This window comes from Thalassospira sp. GO-4 (assembly GCF_023588965.1).
GTDB classification, from domain to species: Bacteria; Pseudomonadota; Alphaproteobacteria; order Rhodospirillales; family Thalassospiraceae; genus Thalassospira; species Thalassospira povalilytica.
This window is the reverse complement of the sequence record NZ_CP097807.1, coordinates 266081-281881: the sequence shown is the minus strand read 5'-3', so window position 1 is coordinate 281881 and position 15801 is coordinate 266081. Positions and strand designations below refer to the sequence as shown.

Here is a 15801-nt window from a genome sequence, read left to right as displayed (position 1 = left end):
CATGATGGAACAATTCACCAATCCGGACCAATACGCAAAGTGGCTTGAACAGGCTATCAACTGGCTTTCGGCCAATGTGTTGCTGATCCCGATCCTGATACAGATTGTCGCCTGTGTCACGGTGATCATTCCGGCATTGCTGTTGCGTTCGCGTCTGGAAAAGCTGTTGGCGCGGCTGCAAAAATGGAAACCGTTTTTGCAATATGCCGGCTTTCGGCGGTTCGCCAATGTTCTGCCCGATCTGGCCTTTCCCTTGTTGCTGGTGGTGTTTGTCTGGCTGCTTGATGCCATCGCGGTTCAGGCCGGATATCGTCACAATGTCATTCGACTGATTGCAAGCCTGCTGAATGCCTGGATCGTCATTCGACTGGCTGCTGCCATTGTCAATGATCCGGTGTGGTCGCGCACCATTGCCGCGGTTGCCTGGGGGCTGGCGGCATTGAACATTGTCGGATGGCTGGATCCGACGATTGAAATCCTTGACGGGCTGGCCATGCAGGTCGGCGAATTCCGGGTATCGGTTTACGGAATTATCAAGGCTGTGCTGTCACTTGCGGTATTGCTTTGGGTTGCATCATTTGCATCACGCCTGTTTGAACAGCGCATTCAGAAAGTCCACCGCCTGACCCCGTCGGTTCAGGTCCTGATGGCAAAGCTTCTGAAACTTGTGTTGCTTTCGGTTGCGGTCTTGTTTGCGCTGTCGACCATCGGGGTCGATTTAACCGCACTCGCCGTGTTTGGCGGTGCGGTTGGTGTCGGGATCGGGCTTGGCCTGCAACGGATTGTCGCCAACCTGATCAGTGGTGTGATCCTGCTTCTGGACCGGTCGATCAAACCCGGCGACGTCATTGCGATTGGCGAAACTTTCGGCTGGATCCAGTCGCTGGGTGCCCGATACACCGCCGTTCGCACCCGTGACGGGACAGAATTCCTGATCCCGAACGAAGACCTGATCACCACCCAGGTCGAAAACTGGAGCCATTCCGACGTCAAACTGCGTCTGAAAATCCCGGTTGGCATTTCCTATAACTGCGATCCGCATTTCGCGATCAAGCTGTGCAACGAAGCCGCCGCGAAGTGCCAGCGCGTTCTGGAAAACCCGGGGCCGAACACCCTTTTGCGCGGGTTTGGCGACAATTCGGTTGATCTGGAAATCCGGTTCTGGATCGATGATCCGCAAAATGGCCGGGGCAACATCATCAGTGAAATCCTGCTGAATGTCTGGGATGCCTTCAAGGAACACGATATCGAAATCCCGTTCCCGCAACGCGACCTGCATTTGCGCAGCGGCGACGCCCCGATCAAGATCGAAATGAGTTCCCCGCAATCCCCGCCGCAAACGCCAAAACCCGATGACGCGTCGCAGGACGCATAACCATAATCGTCACGGTTGGCTTGCCTTCAGGTTGCTGTCAGCTCGATCGGACAAAATGTGTCCGTACGCTGAACCATCCAACGCAAAAGCATCCAACGTAACCTGTGCGGAGCCACCGTGACCGATTTTGCCCATCTGTTTATTCCCGTGTTTATCACTCTGTCTATGACGCTGGCGCGACCGATCGGGCATCGCCATGCGGGTTGATGGCAAACGCGTCTTTCTGACCGGGGCAACCGGCGGTATTGGTCGTCCGCTTTCTGCGGTGCTGCGATCACGTGGGGCAATTGTTACGACCCATGACCATGCCGAACAGGGTGATCTGATGGAACAGATCGATACGGTCTGTAAGTCACTGCGCGAAAACACCCCGGATATTCTTGTCAATCTTGCGGCGATCAACGCGTTTGATCTTGCCGAACATCAGAATTACGACGCGTTGCTGACACTGGACCTTCTGGTGCCGATGCGCCTGTGTCAGGCGGTCTTGCCCGCCATGCGCAATCGCGGCCATGGTCAGATCGTCAATATCGGATCAATGGCCGGCCTTATCGCACCGGCACATCAAAGCGGATATGTCGCGGCCAAGGCCGGGCTTAAGGGATTTAGTGATGCCTTGCGCCGCGAAGTTGCCCGCAATGGCATCAAGGTATGCCACATCGCACCGCGCGCTACTCGCACAGGTATGAACAGTGCGAAACTTGGACTGCTTCATCGGCAAACCGCAACATCCGAAGATCGCCCGCGTGATGTCGCAATCCGGATCGCCAATGCCATTGAACGCAACCGGATCGACCTGCGCACCGGCTGGCCCGAACGGCTGCTGGCACAGATCAATGCCCTGTGCCCCGCCATCATGGATAAAATCCTGCACAGCCATACCCGAACCGGTTTGGATATTCTGCTTTCCGATCAACAAAATTCCAGGGTTGCGGATATCGCGAATACAGGCCCCGCACCGTCAGGTACAGTTACCCGCAAAACCATTGCCTAAGGCCTAAGGCCCAACGCCCAAATCCGGGCGGTCCCCAGATCAGCCGATGGTATCGGTCATGTCCTTTTGATCGATTTCGCGGGACTTTTGTTGATGCGGGTCGGCTTCGACCTGCTCGGGAACCTTGTCTTCGGGGCGCGGTGTATCAAGCAACTCACCAACACTGATATCAAGAACAGACTGGCGTTTCTTTTCCAACTCGACCAGCCGTTCGCGCATCACCACCGGCCAGCCGCCATCGGTCTGCACCAGCAACAACCGGTCATAATCAAGAAACAACCCAAGCCGCGTCATCAATTGCATCAGGCTGATCCGCGACAAATCCCCGGATAACAGCCAGCGATGGCTTTCTGATCGGTCAATCAGCTTTTCACGTCGCAGGGCGGCCAGCGCCCAGTTAAGGTCACGTCCGCCAAGCTTCAATTCCCGCATCATGCGACGATAGGTCGGCGGTTTCCCGGCTTCGTGGAAACGGTGTTGCAGATATTCCAGCACACGCAAGACCGCAATAATCCGTTCCATATGTCCCGGCACCGCCCCGCGCGGATCGGGAATCAGTCCGGCTGCGCGTGCGGCACGCCATTCCGACTGTGCGGCGGCCACCTGTGCGCCGAGCAAAATGACGATCCAGGTCAGATACATCCACAACAGGAAGATCGGCACCACCGCCACCGCCCCGTAGATCGTCTGATAGGTCGGAAAATTGGTGACGTAAAATCCGAACCCCTTTTTAAGGGCCTCGAACAGCAATGCGGCAACCATGCCCCCGACAGCCCCGTCGCGGATTTCCACAGACCGGTTTGGCATGCCGATAAACAGCAGTGAAAAGGCCGCTGCCGACAAAAAGAACGGTGCAATAAAGGTCAGTTGTCCGATCTGCTGGCCCAGTGCCTCGCCACCGACCAGATGGCGCATGGCAAAGATATAGGACGCCAATGACAGGCTAAGCCCCAAAAGCATCGGCCCGACCGTCAACAAGGTCCAGAAAACCACAAGCCGCGACAGCAATTTGCGCGGGCTGGTCACGCGGAAGACGTCATTCATCGCCCCTTCGATCGCGCCCAGCAACATCACCGCCGTCAGGCCAAGCACAATGGTGCCAACAGCGGTCATCTGACCGGTATTCTGAAGGAAACTTCCCAGATACCCGCTGACCTGTTCGCCGGTTTCAGGCAGAAAGTTATTCAGAACAACGTCCATGATCTGATCTTTGAACTGATCAAAAACCGGAAATGCCGAAAGAACCGTCAGCGCCACGGCAAGAAACGGAACCATTGCCAGAAGCGTCGTGTAAGACAGGCCCGCTGCGCGCTGCACCGATTTGTCATGGACAAAACGCATGGCGGCGTAGCGCCAGAATGCGGTCCGATCCGCGATCATTTTCTGAATTTCGACCATTAAACGCTTATCCCTACGCATTTTCCGGTTATACTGCACGTGATCAACAAGATAGCGTGCCCGCACACGTTAGGACAGGCCAGATTGACCTTGAGCCAGCTTTGTGTAGGATGCGCCGAATGTCTAATGCCTCCTGTGCCGGTCGCGGCTTTGATTGAATGCCTCCACCTGCCAGAGAGAGATCGTGGGAACGAGAGGAAAAATGAGCCTGTCCACCGAAAACATTTCGGGCCTGATGGCCGGTAAGCGTGGCCTGATTATGGGCGTCGCCAACGATAAATCCATCGCTTGGGGCATTGCACGTGCCGCTGCCGCCGCCGGTGCCGAAATTGCTTTTACCTTCCAGGGTGAGGCCCTCGAAAAACGTGTTCGTCCGCTTGCTGAATCTGTCGGCAGCGACATCGTCTTGCCATGTGACGTGTCGGACGCGGCCAGCATTGACGCTGTTTTTGACACGCTCAAGGAAAAATGGGGAAAGCTGGACTTCGTCGTCCACGCCATCGGCTATTCGGACAAGAACGAATTGCGTGGTCGCTATGTTGACACCTCGCCTGAAAACTTCGCCATGTCGATGAATATCTCGGTTTATTCGTTCACTGCTGTTGCCCAGCGTGCCGAAAAACTGATGTCTGCGGGTGGGTCGCTTCTGACCCTGTCCTATTACGGGGCAGAAAAAGTCATGCCGCATTACAACGTCATGGGCGTTGCCAAGGCAGCCCTTGAAGCCAGCGTAAAATATCTTGCCAATGACCTTGGCCCGGATGGCATTCGTGTGAATGCGATTTCGGCCGGCCCGATGAAGACCCTTGCGGCTTCGGGCATTGGCGATTTCCGCTATATCCTGAAATGGAATGAATACAATTCGCCGATGCGTCGCAACGTAACCCTTGATGATGTTGGCGGGTCCGGCCTGTACTTCCTGTCTGATCTGTCGACCGGTGTTACCGGCGAAACCCACCATGTCGATTGTGGTTATCACACGGTCGGCATGAAACAGGTTGATGCGCCTGACATCTCGGTTGTTAAAGGCTGATCAGCAAAAACGCTTATTTCCGGGCCGCCCAAAATCCTTTAAAGATCGGGCGGCCCGATTTGTCTCTGACCCTTGCATTCTGGAATTCGGATATGGCTGGCAACAGTTTTGGAACTCTTTTTCGGTTCACCACCTTTGGCGAAAGCCACGGCCCGGCAATTGGCTGTGTCGTTGATGGTGTGCCCCCCCTTCTGGAACTTTCCGAAGCCGACATTCAGGAATTCCTTGAAAAACGCAAACCCGGTCAGTCGCGCTTTACGACCCAGCGTCGCGAACCTGATCAGGTCAAAATCCTTTCGGGTGTGTTCGAAGGCAAAACCACCGGAACCCCGATCGGGCTTCTGATTGAAAACGTTGATCAGCGGTCCAAGGATTACGGCGAAATCAAAAACCAGTTCCGCCCGGGCCATGCCGATTACACCTATTGGGAAAAATACGGCACGCGTGATTATCGTGGCGGCGGCCGTTCTTCGGCCCGCGAAACGGCGATGCGTGTTGCCGCCGGTGCCATTGCCCGCAAGGTTCTTGGCGATGACATCCAGATCCGCGCTGCACTGGTCAAAATGGGCACCAAGGAAATCAATCGCGACAACTGGAACTGGAACGAAGTAGATAACAACCCGTTCTTCTGTCCCGATCCCGAAGCGGTGCCGGTATTCGAAGAATATCTTGATGACCTGCGCAAGGACGGATCATCGGTTGGCGCGGTGATCGAAGTCGTTTGTTCCGGCGTTCCGGTCGGGCTTGGGGATCCGGTTTATGACAAGCTTGATGCCGATCTGGCCAAGGCGATGATGACGATCAATGCGGTCAAGGGTGTCGAAATCGGCAACGGTTTTGAAGCCGCCGAACTGACCGGCATTGAAAATGCCGATGAAATGCGCCTTGGTAATGATGGCAAACCGGTTTTCGGCTCCAACCACGCAGGCGGCATTCTGGGCGGGATTTCATCCGGACAGGACATTGTGGTGCGTTTTGCGGTCAAACCGACCAGCTCGATCCTGACCCCGCGCAAAAGCATCGACATCTATGGCAAGGAAGTCGATGTCGTCACCAAGGGTCGCCATGACCCGTGTGTTGGCATTCGCGGCGTTCCGGTTGGCGAAGCCATGGCCGCCATCGTGCTTGCTGACCACCTTCTGCGCCACCGTGCACAATGCGAAGGCTGGAACACCAACAAACATTTCCCCAGCTGATAATTAGGGTCTTTGCCCAAGGTTTCCTGTCACAACCGGGTTGATGCCACGTCTTGATGGCATGAACCCAGTATTGCTCAAAACCCTGATCTCACTTGCTGCATCCAACAACAAGCCCGCCAAGAGCGGATCCCTTGGTGATGATGCACAACTGCGTGGCCGCACGATCCTCTATCCGGACGAGGCATTGGATCTGCCCGAATGGGGAATTGCCGGAATGCCCGGCATGGTCCTTGGCGCGGCACCGCAGACCTGTCTGTTTGTCAGTGATCTGCACATATCAGGCGCCAGTGACGATGCTCATAGCAGCGACATGGCATCTGGCGACAATGCATCCACGACAAACGACAGCAGCAATGATCAGGACAAGGACGCCGGCGAAATCGTTTCTTTCAGTCTGACGCTCAAATGCAATCCTGCACCTGAAAGCAATCTGAAATCCTGTACCATTGTCTGGAAGCTTGCCCTTCCGGTTGCCGGATATCGCGACATTCAGACCAGCAGCAACAGCGCAAGTGTACGCGCCCCGGTCATTCACACCCGGATGAAAATTGGCGGCATCGTGCGCGATGTTGAAATCGGCCTGTTGGAAATGGGCGGCCTAGAACAGCCACTGCTGATCGGACAGGACACCCTGGCTGACAAATTCCTGATCCGTCCGGACAGAACCGAAAAAGACAGGAAAGTCGCAACCCCGTCAGTCGATCTCAATCCGCAAAAACCGGTCGACAACCCCGCACCTGCGGCCAAGGACGGTTCAGCGCCGACCACACCGGCGACACCTGCTACGCCTGCGGTACCTGCTCCATCAAGCGACAGCACCGACAGCACGCCGACGCCTCAACCAGCCCCCGACGCAACACAGCAACCAGCAACGCCAGGCGCAACAGCGGATGCAACCTCGACCTCGACTACGGCAGCGTCCCCGACTACGGCGACGACCACGCCCGATACTCAGTCACCCCCCGTAACGCCGACACCAGATACAGCAGCGGCACCAGAAGCACAGCAGACCCCGGCAGCACAGCCGGACAGTATACCTGATGCATCCGGTGCGTCCGGTACATCCAGCGCACCCGGCACCAACGATCAAAGCCAGGAAACCCGGTCGGCCGACACAGCAACCAGGGCCGACGGCAACAACACACAAACCGGCCCGGCACCCGTCCCCGCGACTGGCACGGATACACCAACAACACCGGACACAACGAGCACCCCGGAAGTCACCCCGCAACCTGCAACAGATACCCCCGATACATCACAAGATGGATCCACCAATCCCGATGTATCCCCCGATCCCAAAGCCGCCCCAACGGCGGACAGCACGGAACAAACGCCCAACCCCGTCTGACGTTCCTGTGACATATCCCTGTATAAACTGCACCGTCCCGATTTGGACGGTGCTTTTGTTTTGGCAGCGATCTGGAAAACCCGGAAATCCGCCACCTTTTACCGATCAAAGGTCGATTTTTCCTTGAAATCCGGGTTTCCACCCGTTAATGTTAACTTAGTTAACATAAGAAAATCGAGATACGAGCTAATGGGGAAATACCATCACGGTGACGTCCGTAATGTTCTTTTGCAAAAAGCCGAAACCATCCTGACAGAAGAAGGCCCGACCGGGCTGTCATTGCGCCGTCTGGCCCGCATGACCGGTGTATCAGAAGCCGCACCCTATCGTCATTTTGACGGAAAGGATGGCATTTTGGCGGCAGTTGCAATTGCCGCGTTTGAACGCTTTGCCGAACAACTTGAATCTGTGGCGGCAAATGTTGCGCATCACGAAGAACGCATCATGAAGCTTGGTGCGGCCTATGTCGGCTTTGCCGTGGAAAATCCGCAACATTTCCGACTGATCTTTGGCCGTGAACGCCCGCCACTTGATCAGTATCCCGAATTGCGTGATGCCGCGGATAACGCCTTTGATGTGTTGCAACGCGCAGTGACCTCGGTCGATCGCAAGGCCGAAATGACCCTGACCGAGGCCGCAACGGCTTATAACCGTGCGCTTGCCGCTTGGAGCCGTGCGCATGGCATTGCCATGCTGGTGATTGACGGCATGATCGTGCCGCCCGCCGATCAGGAACTTGGCGATTTTGTTCTTGGCCTTCTTGCAGAAGACCTCACCGCCCCGACCGATCTGTAACCCTGCCTTTTCACCCGCCATCAAACCGGATCAACCGATGGAATATTTAACCGTTAAATTCATTCATGTTCTTGGCGTTGTGCTGTTTCTTGGCAACATCATTGTATCGGCACTGTGGAAGACACAAGCCGACAAAACCGGCAATCCCGTGATCATTGCCTTTGCCTGTCGGCTGGTGAATATGACGGATCTGGCCTTTACCGCATTGGGTGGTGCCTTGATCACCATTGGCGGGATCGGGCTTTTTCACGCGACCGGAATTGCGATTTCCGATGCGCCCCATCTGACAATCGGCATCAGCCTGTTTGGCATGGCCGCAATGCTGTGGGTGACCGGGTTGGTCCCCTTGCAAATCTATATGTCAAAGATCGCCAGCCGGACCATACAGGCGGGCGATCAAACCATGCCACCGGCCTATGAAAAATGCCGCAAACTTTGGAATATCATCGGGCTGATTGCCGTTATCTTGCCGCTGGCAACCCTGTATTTCATGATTTACCGCTAGGCAGAGCCAAGACGCTGGCATTTGGCGGGTATTGCCCATCGCATCCGCCACAGCGTGATGCCAACACCATGATTGCTAAGGTCATCACCGTCGGCCACGCCATTTGCGCCATGCCGCGCCGTATGGCGCCACATACCGGGCTTCATCACCTGCCCGACACGGCATTACCGCCCCCGCCATCAGTTGATATCAGCCTGATGGGGCGCGACCGTGCCGATCCGGTGCTACGCGAATTGGGCCTTGGTGCGATTGCCGCCTTGGTGCCTGATGACATTGCCATCAAAACGGTTCCGGCCTGATTAGCCGGGCAATCTTCCACCATGTGAAAAGACGTTTTATGTGATTGATCGGCTTTTGCGCCACCACATAAGATGCGCCAGCTTATTTCAAATCCCCGGAGACGTTCCATGCTGACCATCAAACGCCTGTCAATCGAAGACGCCTATATCCTGATTGAAGGTGCACGCAACCGCGCCAATGAAATCGGCGTTCCGATGTGCATTGCCATCACCGATGAATCCGGCGTCCTTATTGCTTTTGAGCGCATGGATGGCGGCAAGGTCACCAGCACCACCATCGCCCAGGACAAATCATTCACCGCATCGGGTGCACGCAAGGGCACGCATGAATATGCCGCCGCCGCACAGCCGGGCAAACCGGCCTATGGCATTGACAGTGAAATCGGCGGTCGCCTGTCGATTGTCGCCGGTGGTCTTCCGGTCTTTGTTGATGGTGAATGCGTTGGCGGCATCGGCGTCAGTTCCGGCACCCCGCCCCAGGATCAGGATTGCGCACAGGCCGGCATTGATTTCTTCATGAAGAAAATCGGCAAATAACGATACGGTTACAGGTTGGAAATTGGCCTGACTTCAGGCCGATTTCCGCCCGCAAATCAAAAACTCGACATTGCCTTCCGGCCCGGTGATCGGGCTTTTGGTGATGCCCAGCACTTTCCAGCCCGGCAAGTTTGCCAGCCAGTCGGAAATGGTGTCACAGACTTCCTGATGAAGTTCGGGTTCGCGGACGACACCTTTTTTGCCGACGCGTTCCTTGCCGACTTCAAATTGCGGTTTGATCAGCGCAATCAGATGCCCGCCGGGTTTCAGGCGTTCCATACTTGCCGGAAGCACGGTCCGCAACCCGATGAAGCTGGCATCGCACACCACGATATCAACAAGATCGGGAATTTGTTCATCGGTAAGATGACGGGCATTGGTCTTTTCCATGACCACGACGCGATCGTCATTGCGCAGCTTCCAGTCAAGCTGCCCCTGCCCGACATCGACGGCGTAAACCTTTGCCGCACCGTTTTGCAGCAAGACATCGGTAAAGCCACCGGTTGATGCCCCGACATCAATGCCGATAAAACCGGTCACATCAATCCCGAATTCGGCCAAGCCTTTTTCAAGCTTGAGCCCGCCGCGTGAAACCCACGGATGAGGTTGCCCGCGCAGCGTGATCGCCATGTCTTCCTTGCACTGCATGCCTGGCTTATCAAGCCGCTGCTCGCCACTAAAGACATTGCCTGCCATGATAAATGCCTGCGCCTTGGACCGGCTTTCCACCAATCCGCGTTCCACAAGCAACTGATCTAAACGTTTCTTTGCCATGGCTGCGTTTTAGCGCAACCGGACAAAAAGGTCACGCCCAATCACAGGCAAGTTTGCCCGCCGGACCAGCAGTTTTTGAAAGTCGTGAATAAGACGTCAGCTCGCCAGCGGCTCAAGATATCCGCGCGGGACGATCGCCAGAAGATCGTTCAGGGCCTCGCCCTGAACCGCAACATGCTGTTGCATCAGTTTGCCGGCAATATCGGCCTCGCCATTTGAAATGGCGCTCAGGATATCGGCATGTTCGTTGTTGGATTTTTTAACACGCCCCGGGCGATGAAGCTGCAAACGGCGATATGGCGCCAGCCGGTTGCGGACATTCTTGGTCTGGCGTTCCAGGAAACTGTTGCGGCACCCGGCATAGATCGCTTCGTGGAAACGCACATTGGCCTCGTAATAGGCATCAGCATCGGCATGTTCCTGAAGCGCGCTGCATTCATCGGCCAGTGCGATCAGGTTATCGATATCGACACGTGGCATCCGACGCGCGGCAAGGCGGGCACACATGGCTTCGAGTTCTGCCATGACTTCGAACATTTCAATCAGTTCGGCAACCGTGATCGAGGCAACAATGGTTCCGCGACGGGGCATGGTGGCAACAAGCCCGGATCCGGCCAAAGTCTGGAGCGCTTCGCGAACCGGGGTGCGTGAAACACCGAACCGTTCGCTCAGGGAACGTTCGTCAAGCTTGTCACCGGGTTTAAGAACACCGGTCACAATATCGCGTTCAAGTTTCTGCACCAGATCGGTGGCAAGCTTACCGTTTTGCGCCATAAAACGCCCTTTTCTACAATCGGCCACTGGTATACCAGAACACATAAAATGGTACTAATCAAAGCCTTTTCTGTGCTGCTGCGCAGGGTTTTCATATTGCATTGCAAAAGTTGAATGGGAAATTTCCGCGATTTTCAAGCAAACACTCACAGGCGGGTTTGTGGCACTGCAAAACGCATCTCTGGTATACAAAATTGCATAGACAGGATGCCAGAAATCTGTAACGCTTTCCTCCAATGCGAAAACCGCATCAATAAAAAGACGCGCAAAAGCCGTCACAATGCATCCAAAAACGCATGCTTCATCCGGGAGGAAAAGATGAAGATTTTTAAAAAGACCCTTTCGGCGTCTGTCGCCGCCATCACCATGTCTGTTGCCGCTTTTGGCATGTCCACATCTGCTGATGCGGAAACCCTGAAACTGTCGCACCAGTGGTCGACCAGCGACATCCGTCACAAGGTTGCACAGATTGTTGCCGACGAAGTCAAAGCGGCCAACGTCGATCTGGAAATCCAGATCTTCCCGTCCGGCTCCCTGTTCAAGGCGAAGGAACAGTGGACCCCGATGACCCGCGGGCAGCTTGACATGATTGTTTACCCGCTGGCGTATGCCGGTGGTCGTGTTCCGGCAACCAACCTTACCCTGATGCCGGCACTGGTCAAAAACCATGACCATGCAAACCGCATCAACGAATCCCCGTTCATGGCTAAAATCGAAGAGCTCCTGAACGAGGACGGTGTTGTCACCGTTGCCAAGGGCTGGCTTGCTGGCGGCTTTGCATCGACCAAAGGCTGCATTCACAAGCCTGAAGACGTAAAAGGCCTTCAGATCCGCGCTGCCGGTAAATCGTTCGAGCAGATGCTTGAAGGTGCCGGTGCCTCGATCGCTGCAATGCCGAGCTCGGAAATCTATCCGGCCATGCAGACCGGCGTTCTTGACGCAACCAACACCAGCTCGTCGAGCTTCGTTTCCTATCGTATCTACGAACAGGTCAAATGCTACACCCCGGCTGCCGGCAATGCGCTGTGGTTCATGTATCAGCCGGTTCTGATGTCGAAGAAAAGCTATGACAAGCTGAATGACGCGCAGAAAGCAGCCCTGGCTGCTGCTGCGAAGAAAGCAGAAGAATACTACACCACCGAAGGCCGCAAGCAGGATTCGGACAGCATCCAGGTCTTCAAGGATGCCGGTGTTGAAATCGCCGAACTCAGCGATGAAGATTTCGCAGCATGGCAGAAACTGGCCATGGAAACTTCTTACAAGAAGTTCGTCGAAGAGACCCCGAATGGTCAGGAACTTCTGGATATGGCACTTGCTGTAAAGTGATCCATACCTGATGTGCTGGTGGTGCCGACAAGTTCGGCACCACCCCATTTCCCAAAGAATACAAATAAACAGAACAATACGGTTCCGTCAGAGGAGTACGCGCGTGTCCAACGCCATGTCCCCGCACCCACTTCCGATTGATCTGCCCGATGATTTCGCGCAGACCCAAAGTGCGTCGCATTCCGTTAAGTCCGATATGCCGCCCCCGCCTGATGTCGAGCCGATCGACGACCACCACGCAAAGGCAGCCCGCCACCCGATGCCGCCCAAGGGGCCGCTTGATGCCTTTGTTGCGGTGATTCACTCCGCATCACGGATCTGCGGCATCGCGTCGGCAACCATGTTCGGGGTTGCCATGCTGATCATTTGCCAGCTGGTGTTCATTCGTTATGCGCTTAATGACTCCACTGTCTGGCAGACCGAGGCGGTCATTTTCCTGATGATTGGCGCAACCCTGATCGGCCTGCCTTATGTGCAGTTGCTGCGCGGGCATGTGAATGTGGATTTGCTGCCGCTCTATCTTAAAAGCGGCGCGCGCATGACGCTTGCCGTCCTGACCCTTTTGTGCGGCATGGCGATCAGTGCACTGTTTGGCTTCTATGGTCTTGAGCTCGTGCTTGAAGCCTATGATGGCGGCTGGCTGTCTGAAACCATCTGGGCGGTTCCGCTGTGGAAACCCTATTCGGCATTGCCAATCGGTTTCGGTCTTCTGTTCCTGCAGTTCCTGGCCGACTTCCTGACCCTTATCACCCGCCGGTCGACGCCATTCGACCTGCGTGACGACGCCCTTTAAGGAGGCCGCATCATGGATCCGTTGCTTCTTGCGGCCATCGTTGGCATCGCAACCACAGTTGTTCTTTTCTCCGGTATTCCGGTTGGTATCGGCCTGCTTCTGGTCAGTGTCGGCTTCATCATCATTTTTGATGGCACCGGTTCGCTGCCGCTTTTGCCGGAAATCCTGTTTGGCAAACTTGAAAGCTTTGAAGTTCTTGCCATCCCGATGTTCATCCTGATGGGGGCGGTTGTTGCGTCCTCACGCGCCGGGGGTGACCTTTATTCCGTTCTTGATCGCTGGTTGACGCGTGTGCCGGGGGGTTTGGTTATTTCCAACCTGGGGGCATGTGCGATTTTCTCTGCACTGTCGGGGTCTTCCCCGGCAACCTGTGCTGCGATCGGCAAAATGGGTATTCCGGCAATGCGCGAACGCGGTTTTCCTGACACGGTTGCCGCCGGATCGATTGCTGCGGGTGGTACGCTTGGCATTCTGATCCCGCCAAGTGTCACCATGATCGTGTATGGCATTTCGACCGAAACCTCGATTGGTCGTCTTTTCCTTGCCGGTCTTTTGCCGGGTCTTCTGGTCACCGCCCTGTTCATGGCATGGTCGCTTTATTCGACCTGGCGTCAGGGCAATGCCCAGGCTGCACTTGGCGTCGTCAAATACAGCTGGAAGGAAAAGTTTGAAATCCTTCCGCGTGTTCTGCCCTTCCTTGTGATCATCGGTGCGGTTCTGTTTGCGTTGTATGGCGGTGTTGCGACCCCGTCCGAGACGGCTGGTGTCGGGGCATTGTTCTGCCTGATCACCGCGATGATCATTTACAAGATGTGGAAACCCGGCCAGCTTTGGAATGTCTTCCGCGACACCACTAAAGAATCGGTCATGATCCTTCTGATCATCGGGGCGGCGGGTCTGTTCAGCTATATGCTGTCATCCCTGTTCATTACCCAGTCGATTGCACAGTGGATTTCAGCACTTGAGGTCAACCGTTGGGTTCTGATGGGCTTCATCAACCTGTTCCTGCTGATCAGCGGTTTCTTCCTGCCGCCGGTTGCCGTGATCCTGATGAGCGCCCCGATCCTGCTGCCTGTGATCATCAATGCCGGTTTTGACCCGTACTGGTTCGCCGTCATTCTTACGATCAACATGGAAATCGGCCTGATCACCCCGCCGGTCGGACTGAACCTGTATGTCATCAACGGCATTGCACCCGACATCCGCCTGCAAAGCATCCTTAAGGGCGCCTTTCCTTATGTCATGTGCATGATCGTGGCCATTATCATTCTTTGCTTCTTCCCTGAAATCGCCACCTGGCTTCCAGAAACGATAATCGGAGGACGCTAATGTCAGGCATCTCTGTCAGAAGCTGGATTTCAAGCATCGCCGACCGTGGGCGTGAACTGCTTGATCTGCCAATTTCCACCCCGCAGGATTCCTTCACGCAACTCGGTGCCATGTGCAAAGACCTTGTTTCGCAAAAGGGCGAAGCACGTGGCACCGCCGTTGCCCGCGAAGTGGTCCGGCTTTGGGAAAACCTGCCAGAAGAAGATCATCTGCGCTTTTTCCAGATGATGCAGAACGACTTCAGCGCAGACCGCACCAAAGTTTCAAAAGCGGCCGACGCCTTTGCCAAGGACCCGTCTGAAACCAATCTGGCGGCCCTGACCCAGGCATCGGAACCCGCACGTCAAGAACTTCTGCGCCGCATCAATATGGCACCGGGGGGCACCCGCGCCATTGTCGATATGCGTGAAACCCTGATCGGTCTTTTGAAAACCAACCGCGATCTGGAACCGCTGAATGCCGACATACAACATCTGCTGACCAGTTGGTTTAACCGCGGTTTCCTTGAACTGCGTCATATTGACTGGGATACATCGGCCGCCATCCTTGAAAAATTGATCCGCTACGAAGCGGTACATGAAATTCAGGGCTGGGATGATCTGCGTCGTCGTCTGGCAACCGATCGCAAATGCTTTGCTTTCTTCCATCCGGCGATCCCCGATGATCCGCTGATCTTTGTCGAGGTCGCCCTTGTCCATGGGCTGGCCGACAGTGTTCAGGCTCTTCTGGCGCCGGAAATCGACGAAAAGGCGCCCGAAACCGCCAAGACCGCGATCTTCTATTCGATCAGCAACTGTCAGGCAGGGCTCAAGGGGATTTCATTTGGCAACTTCCTGATCAAACAGGTTGTCGAAGAACTGAAACGTGAATTCCCGCAGCTCAAGCAGTTTGCCACCCTGTCGCCCATTCCGGGCTTCATGGGCTGGTTGCGGACACGCCAGAAAAGCAAGGCCGACGATGCTGATCTTGCCGGTCAGGTTCTTGAAGGCCTTAGTCAGGATGGCTGGATCGACGATCCGGAAAAGGTCGAAGCCCTGCGCAAACCGACTGTTGCGCTGTGTGCGACCTATCTTGCGACCTGCAAACGCGGTAAATCGCCACTCGATCCCACCGCACGGTTCCATCTTGGCAATGGCGCACAGCTCGAACGGCTTAACTGGTTGGGCGACACATCAATCAAGGGCCTGCGCCAGGCGGGCGGCATGATGGTCAATTATGCCTACCACCTTGACGATATTGAGAAAAATCACGAAGCGCTGATGAATGACGGAAAAATCGCAACATCGAAATCCGTCGCACAGCTTGCCGGCATTTAAGTAGGT

17 protein-coding genes are annotated in these 15801 nt (G+C 55.4%); 13 read left to right on the top strand and 4 right to left on the bottom strand.

Annotated elements, in window-relative coordinates:
- The first annotated feature begins 1 nt into the window (after position 1).
- Both M9H61_RS01420 and M9H61_RS01415 read left to right on the top strand, forming a co-directional pair.
- Complete coding sequence (locus M9H61_RS01420) at positions 2–1375, top strand: mechanosensitive ion channel family protein (RefSeq protein ID WP_250282957.1); 1374 nt, start codon at positions 2–4, stop codon at positions 1373–1375.
- Positions 1376–1571: 196 nt separating this feature from the next.
- Positions 1572–2369, top strand: coding sequence for an SDR family NAD(P)-dependent oxidoreductase (locus M9H61_RS01415; RefSeq protein ID WP_250282955.1), 798 nt, complete (start codon positions 1572–1574; stop codon positions 2367–2369).
- Positions 2370–2408: 39 nt separating this feature from the next.
- Here M9H61_RS01415 and M9H61_RS01410 read toward each other — a convergent pair whose 3' ends face one another.
- Positions 2409–3767 carry a YihY family inner membrane protein gene (locus M9H61_RS01410; RefSeq protein WP_250282953.1) on the bottom strand — a complete coding sequence of 453 codons (1359 nt, stop codon included), beginning with the start codon at positions 3765–3767 and terminating at the stop codon, positions 2409–2411.
- Positions 3768–3969: 202 nt separating this feature from the next.
- On the opposite strand from M9H61_RS01410, the gene fabI reads away from it, so the two are divergent.
- From fabI to M9H61_RS01375, 7 genes are all read left to right on the top strand, one after another.
- Entirely contained in the window at positions 3970–4800 is an 831-nt protein-coding gene (fabI, locus tag M9H61_RS01405; RefSeq protein WP_068518183.1) for an enoyl-ACP reductase FabI, read from the top strand.
- Positions 4801–4892: 92 nt separating this feature from the next.
- On the top strand, positions 4893–5996 hold the full coding sequence (gene aroC / locus M9H61_RS01400; protein ID WP_250282951.1) for a chorismate synthase: 1104 nt from the start codon (positions 4893–4895) through the stop codon (positions 5994–5996).
- A gap of 43 nt (positions 5997–6039) precedes the next feature.
- On the top strand, positions 6040–7347 hold the full coding sequence (locus M9H61_RS01395; RefSeq protein WP_250282948.1) for a hypothetical protein: 1308 nt from the start codon (positions 6040–6042) through the stop codon (positions 7345–7347).
- Between the two features lie 189 nt (positions 7348–7536).
- On the top strand, positions 7537–8142 hold the full coding sequence (locus M9H61_RS01390; RefSeq protein WP_250282946.1) for a TetR/AcrR family transcriptional regulator: 606 nt from the start codon (positions 7537–7539) through the stop codon (positions 8140–8142).
- Between the two features lie 37 nt (positions 8143–8179).
- Positions 8180–8647: a DUF2269 family protein gene (locus M9H61_RS01385; RefSeq protein ID WP_250282944.1), complete on the top strand. Its 468-nt coding sequence runs from the start codon at positions 8180–8182 to the stop codon at positions 8645–8647.
- Between the two features lie 68 nt (positions 8648–8715).
- Positions 8716–8946 carry a hypothetical protein gene (locus tag M9H61_RS01380; RefSeq protein ID WP_250282942.1) on the top strand — a complete coding sequence of 77 codons (231 nt, stop codon included), beginning with the start codon at positions 8716–8718 and terminating at the stop codon, positions 8944–8946.
- 108 nt (positions 8947–9054) lie between these two features.
- Complete coding sequence (locus tag M9H61_RS01375; protein ID WP_008891292.1) at positions 9055–9483, top strand: heme-binding protein; 429 nt, start codon at positions 9055–9057, stop codon at positions 9481–9483.
- Between the two features lie 33 nt (positions 9484–9516).
- On the opposite strand, the gene M9H61_RS01370 is transcribed toward M9H61_RS01375, so the two are convergent.
- The 3 genes from M9H61_RS01370 to M9H61_RS01360 all read right to left on the bottom strand — a co-directional run bounded on the left by M9H61_RS01370 (position 9517) and on the right by M9H61_RS01360 (position 11310).
- Positions 9517–10257: a TlyA family RNA methyltransferase gene (locus M9H61_RS01370; protein WP_250282940.1), complete on the bottom strand. Its 741-nt coding sequence runs from the start codon at positions 10255–10257 to the stop codon at positions 9517–9519.
- Between the two features lie 96 nt (positions 10258–10353).
- Positions 10354–11031 (bottom strand): GntR family transcriptional regulator, encoded by a 678-nt coding sequence (locus tag M9H61_RS01365; protein ID WP_068518189.1) that lies wholly within the window; start codon positions 11029–11031, stop codon positions 10354–10356.
- 54 nt (positions 11032–11085) lie between these two features.
- Positions 11086–11310, bottom strand: coding sequence for a hypothetical protein (locus tag M9H61_RS01360; RefSeq protein WP_147250602.1), 225 nt, complete (start codon positions 11308–11310; stop codon positions 11086–11088).
- Between the two features lie 39 nt (positions 11311–11349).
- Here M9H61_RS01360 and dctP point away from each other — a divergent pair, with 39 nt between their 5' ends.
- From dctP to M9H61_RS01340, 4 genes are all read left to right on the top strand, one after another.
- On the top strand, positions 11350–12357 hold the full coding sequence (dctP, locus tag M9H61_RS01355) for a TRAP transporter substrate-binding protein DctP (protein ID WP_228195850.1): 1008 nt from the start codon (positions 11350–11352) through the stop codon (positions 12355–12357).
- 103 nt (positions 12358–12460) lie between these two features.
- The gene (locus M9H61_RS01350) at positions 12461–13150 is read left to right on the top strand and encodes a TRAP transporter small permease (RefSeq protein ID WP_250282938.1); all 690 of its coding nucleotides are present in this window, start codon (positions 12461–12463) and stop codon (positions 13148–13150) included.
- Positions 13151–13162: 12 nt separating this feature from the next.
- Positions 13163–14479 (top strand): TRAP transporter large permease, encoded by a 1317-nt coding sequence (locus M9H61_RS01345; RefSeq protein WP_068518190.1) that lies wholly within the window; start codon positions 13163–13165, stop codon positions 14477–14479.
- The gene (locus M9H61_RS01340; RefSeq protein WP_250282936.1) at positions 14479–15795 is read left to right on the top strand and encodes a malonyl-CoA decarboxylase; all 1317 of its coding nucleotides are present in this window, start codon (positions 14479–14481) and stop codon (positions 15793–15795) included. The genes M9H61_RS01345 and M9H61_RS01340 overlap by 1 nt, the downstream gene beginning before the upstream one ends.
- Positions 15796–15801 lie beyond the last annotated feature (6 nt).

What these genes read in the sequence shown, in the direction of transcription:
- dctP (WP_228195850.1), top strand. Translation starts at nt 11,350, where the DNA reads ATGAAGATTTTTAAAAAGACCCTTTCGGCGTCTGTCGCCGCCATCACC.
- M9H61_RS01380 (WP_250282942.1), top strand. Translation starts at nt 8,716, where the DNA reads ATGATTGCTAAGGTCATCACCGTCGGCCACGCCATTTGCGCCATGCCG.
- M9H61_RS01370 (WP_250282940.1), bottom strand. Translation starts at nt 10,257, where the DNA reads ATGGCAAAGAAACGTTTAGATCAGTTGCTTGTGGAACGCGGATTGGTG.
- M9H61_RS01420 (WP_250282957.1), top strand. Translation starts at nt 2, where the DNA reads ATGATGGAACAATTCACCAATCCGGACCAATACGCAAAGTGGCTTGAA.
- M9H61_RS01390 (WP_250282946.1), top strand. Translation starts at nt 7,537, where the DNA reads ATGGGGAAATACCATCACGGTGACGTCCGTAATGTTCTTTTGCAAAAA.
- M9H61_RS01365 (WP_068518189.1), bottom strand. Translation starts at nt 11,031, where the DNA reads ATGGCGCAAAACGGTAAGCTTGCCACCGATCTGGTGCAGAAACTTGAA.
- M9H61_RS01385 (WP_250282944.1), top strand. Translation starts at nt 8,180, where the DNA reads ATGGAATATTTAACCGTTAAATTCATTCATGTTCTTGGCGTTGTGCTG.
- aroC (WP_250282951.1), top strand. Translation starts at nt 4,893, where the DNA reads ATGGCTGGCAACAGTTTTGGAACTCTTTTTCGGTTCACCACCTTTGGC.
- M9H61_RS01395 (WP_250282948.1), top strand. Translation starts at nt 6,040, where the DNA reads ATGCCACGTCTTGATGGCATGAACCCAGTATTGCTCAAAACCCTGATC.
- fabI (WP_068518183.1), top strand. Translation starts at nt 3,970, where the DNA reads ATGAGCCTGTCCACCGAAAACATTTCGGGCCTGATGGCCGGTAAGCGT.
- M9H61_RS01340 (WP_250282936.1), top strand. Translation starts at nt 14,479, where the DNA reads ATGTCAGGCATCTCTGTCAGAAGCTGGATTTCAAGCATCGCCGACCGT.
- M9H61_RS01375 (WP_008891292.1), top strand. Translation starts at nt 9,055, where the DNA reads ATGCTGACCATCAAACGCCTGTCAATCGAAGACGCCTATATCCTGATT.
- M9H61_RS01345 (WP_068518190.1), top strand. Translation starts at nt 13,163, where the DNA reads ATGGATCCGTTGCTTCTTGCGGCCATCGTTGGCATCGCAACCACAGTT.
- M9H61_RS01415 (WP_250282955.1), top strand. Translation starts at nt 1,572, where the DNA reads ATGCGGGTTGATGGCAAACGCGTCTTTCTGACCGGGGCAACCGGCGGT.
- M9H61_RS01410 (WP_250282953.1), bottom strand. Translation starts at nt 3,767, where the DNA reads ATGGTCGAAATTCAGAAAATGATCGCGGATCGGACCGCATTCTGGCGC.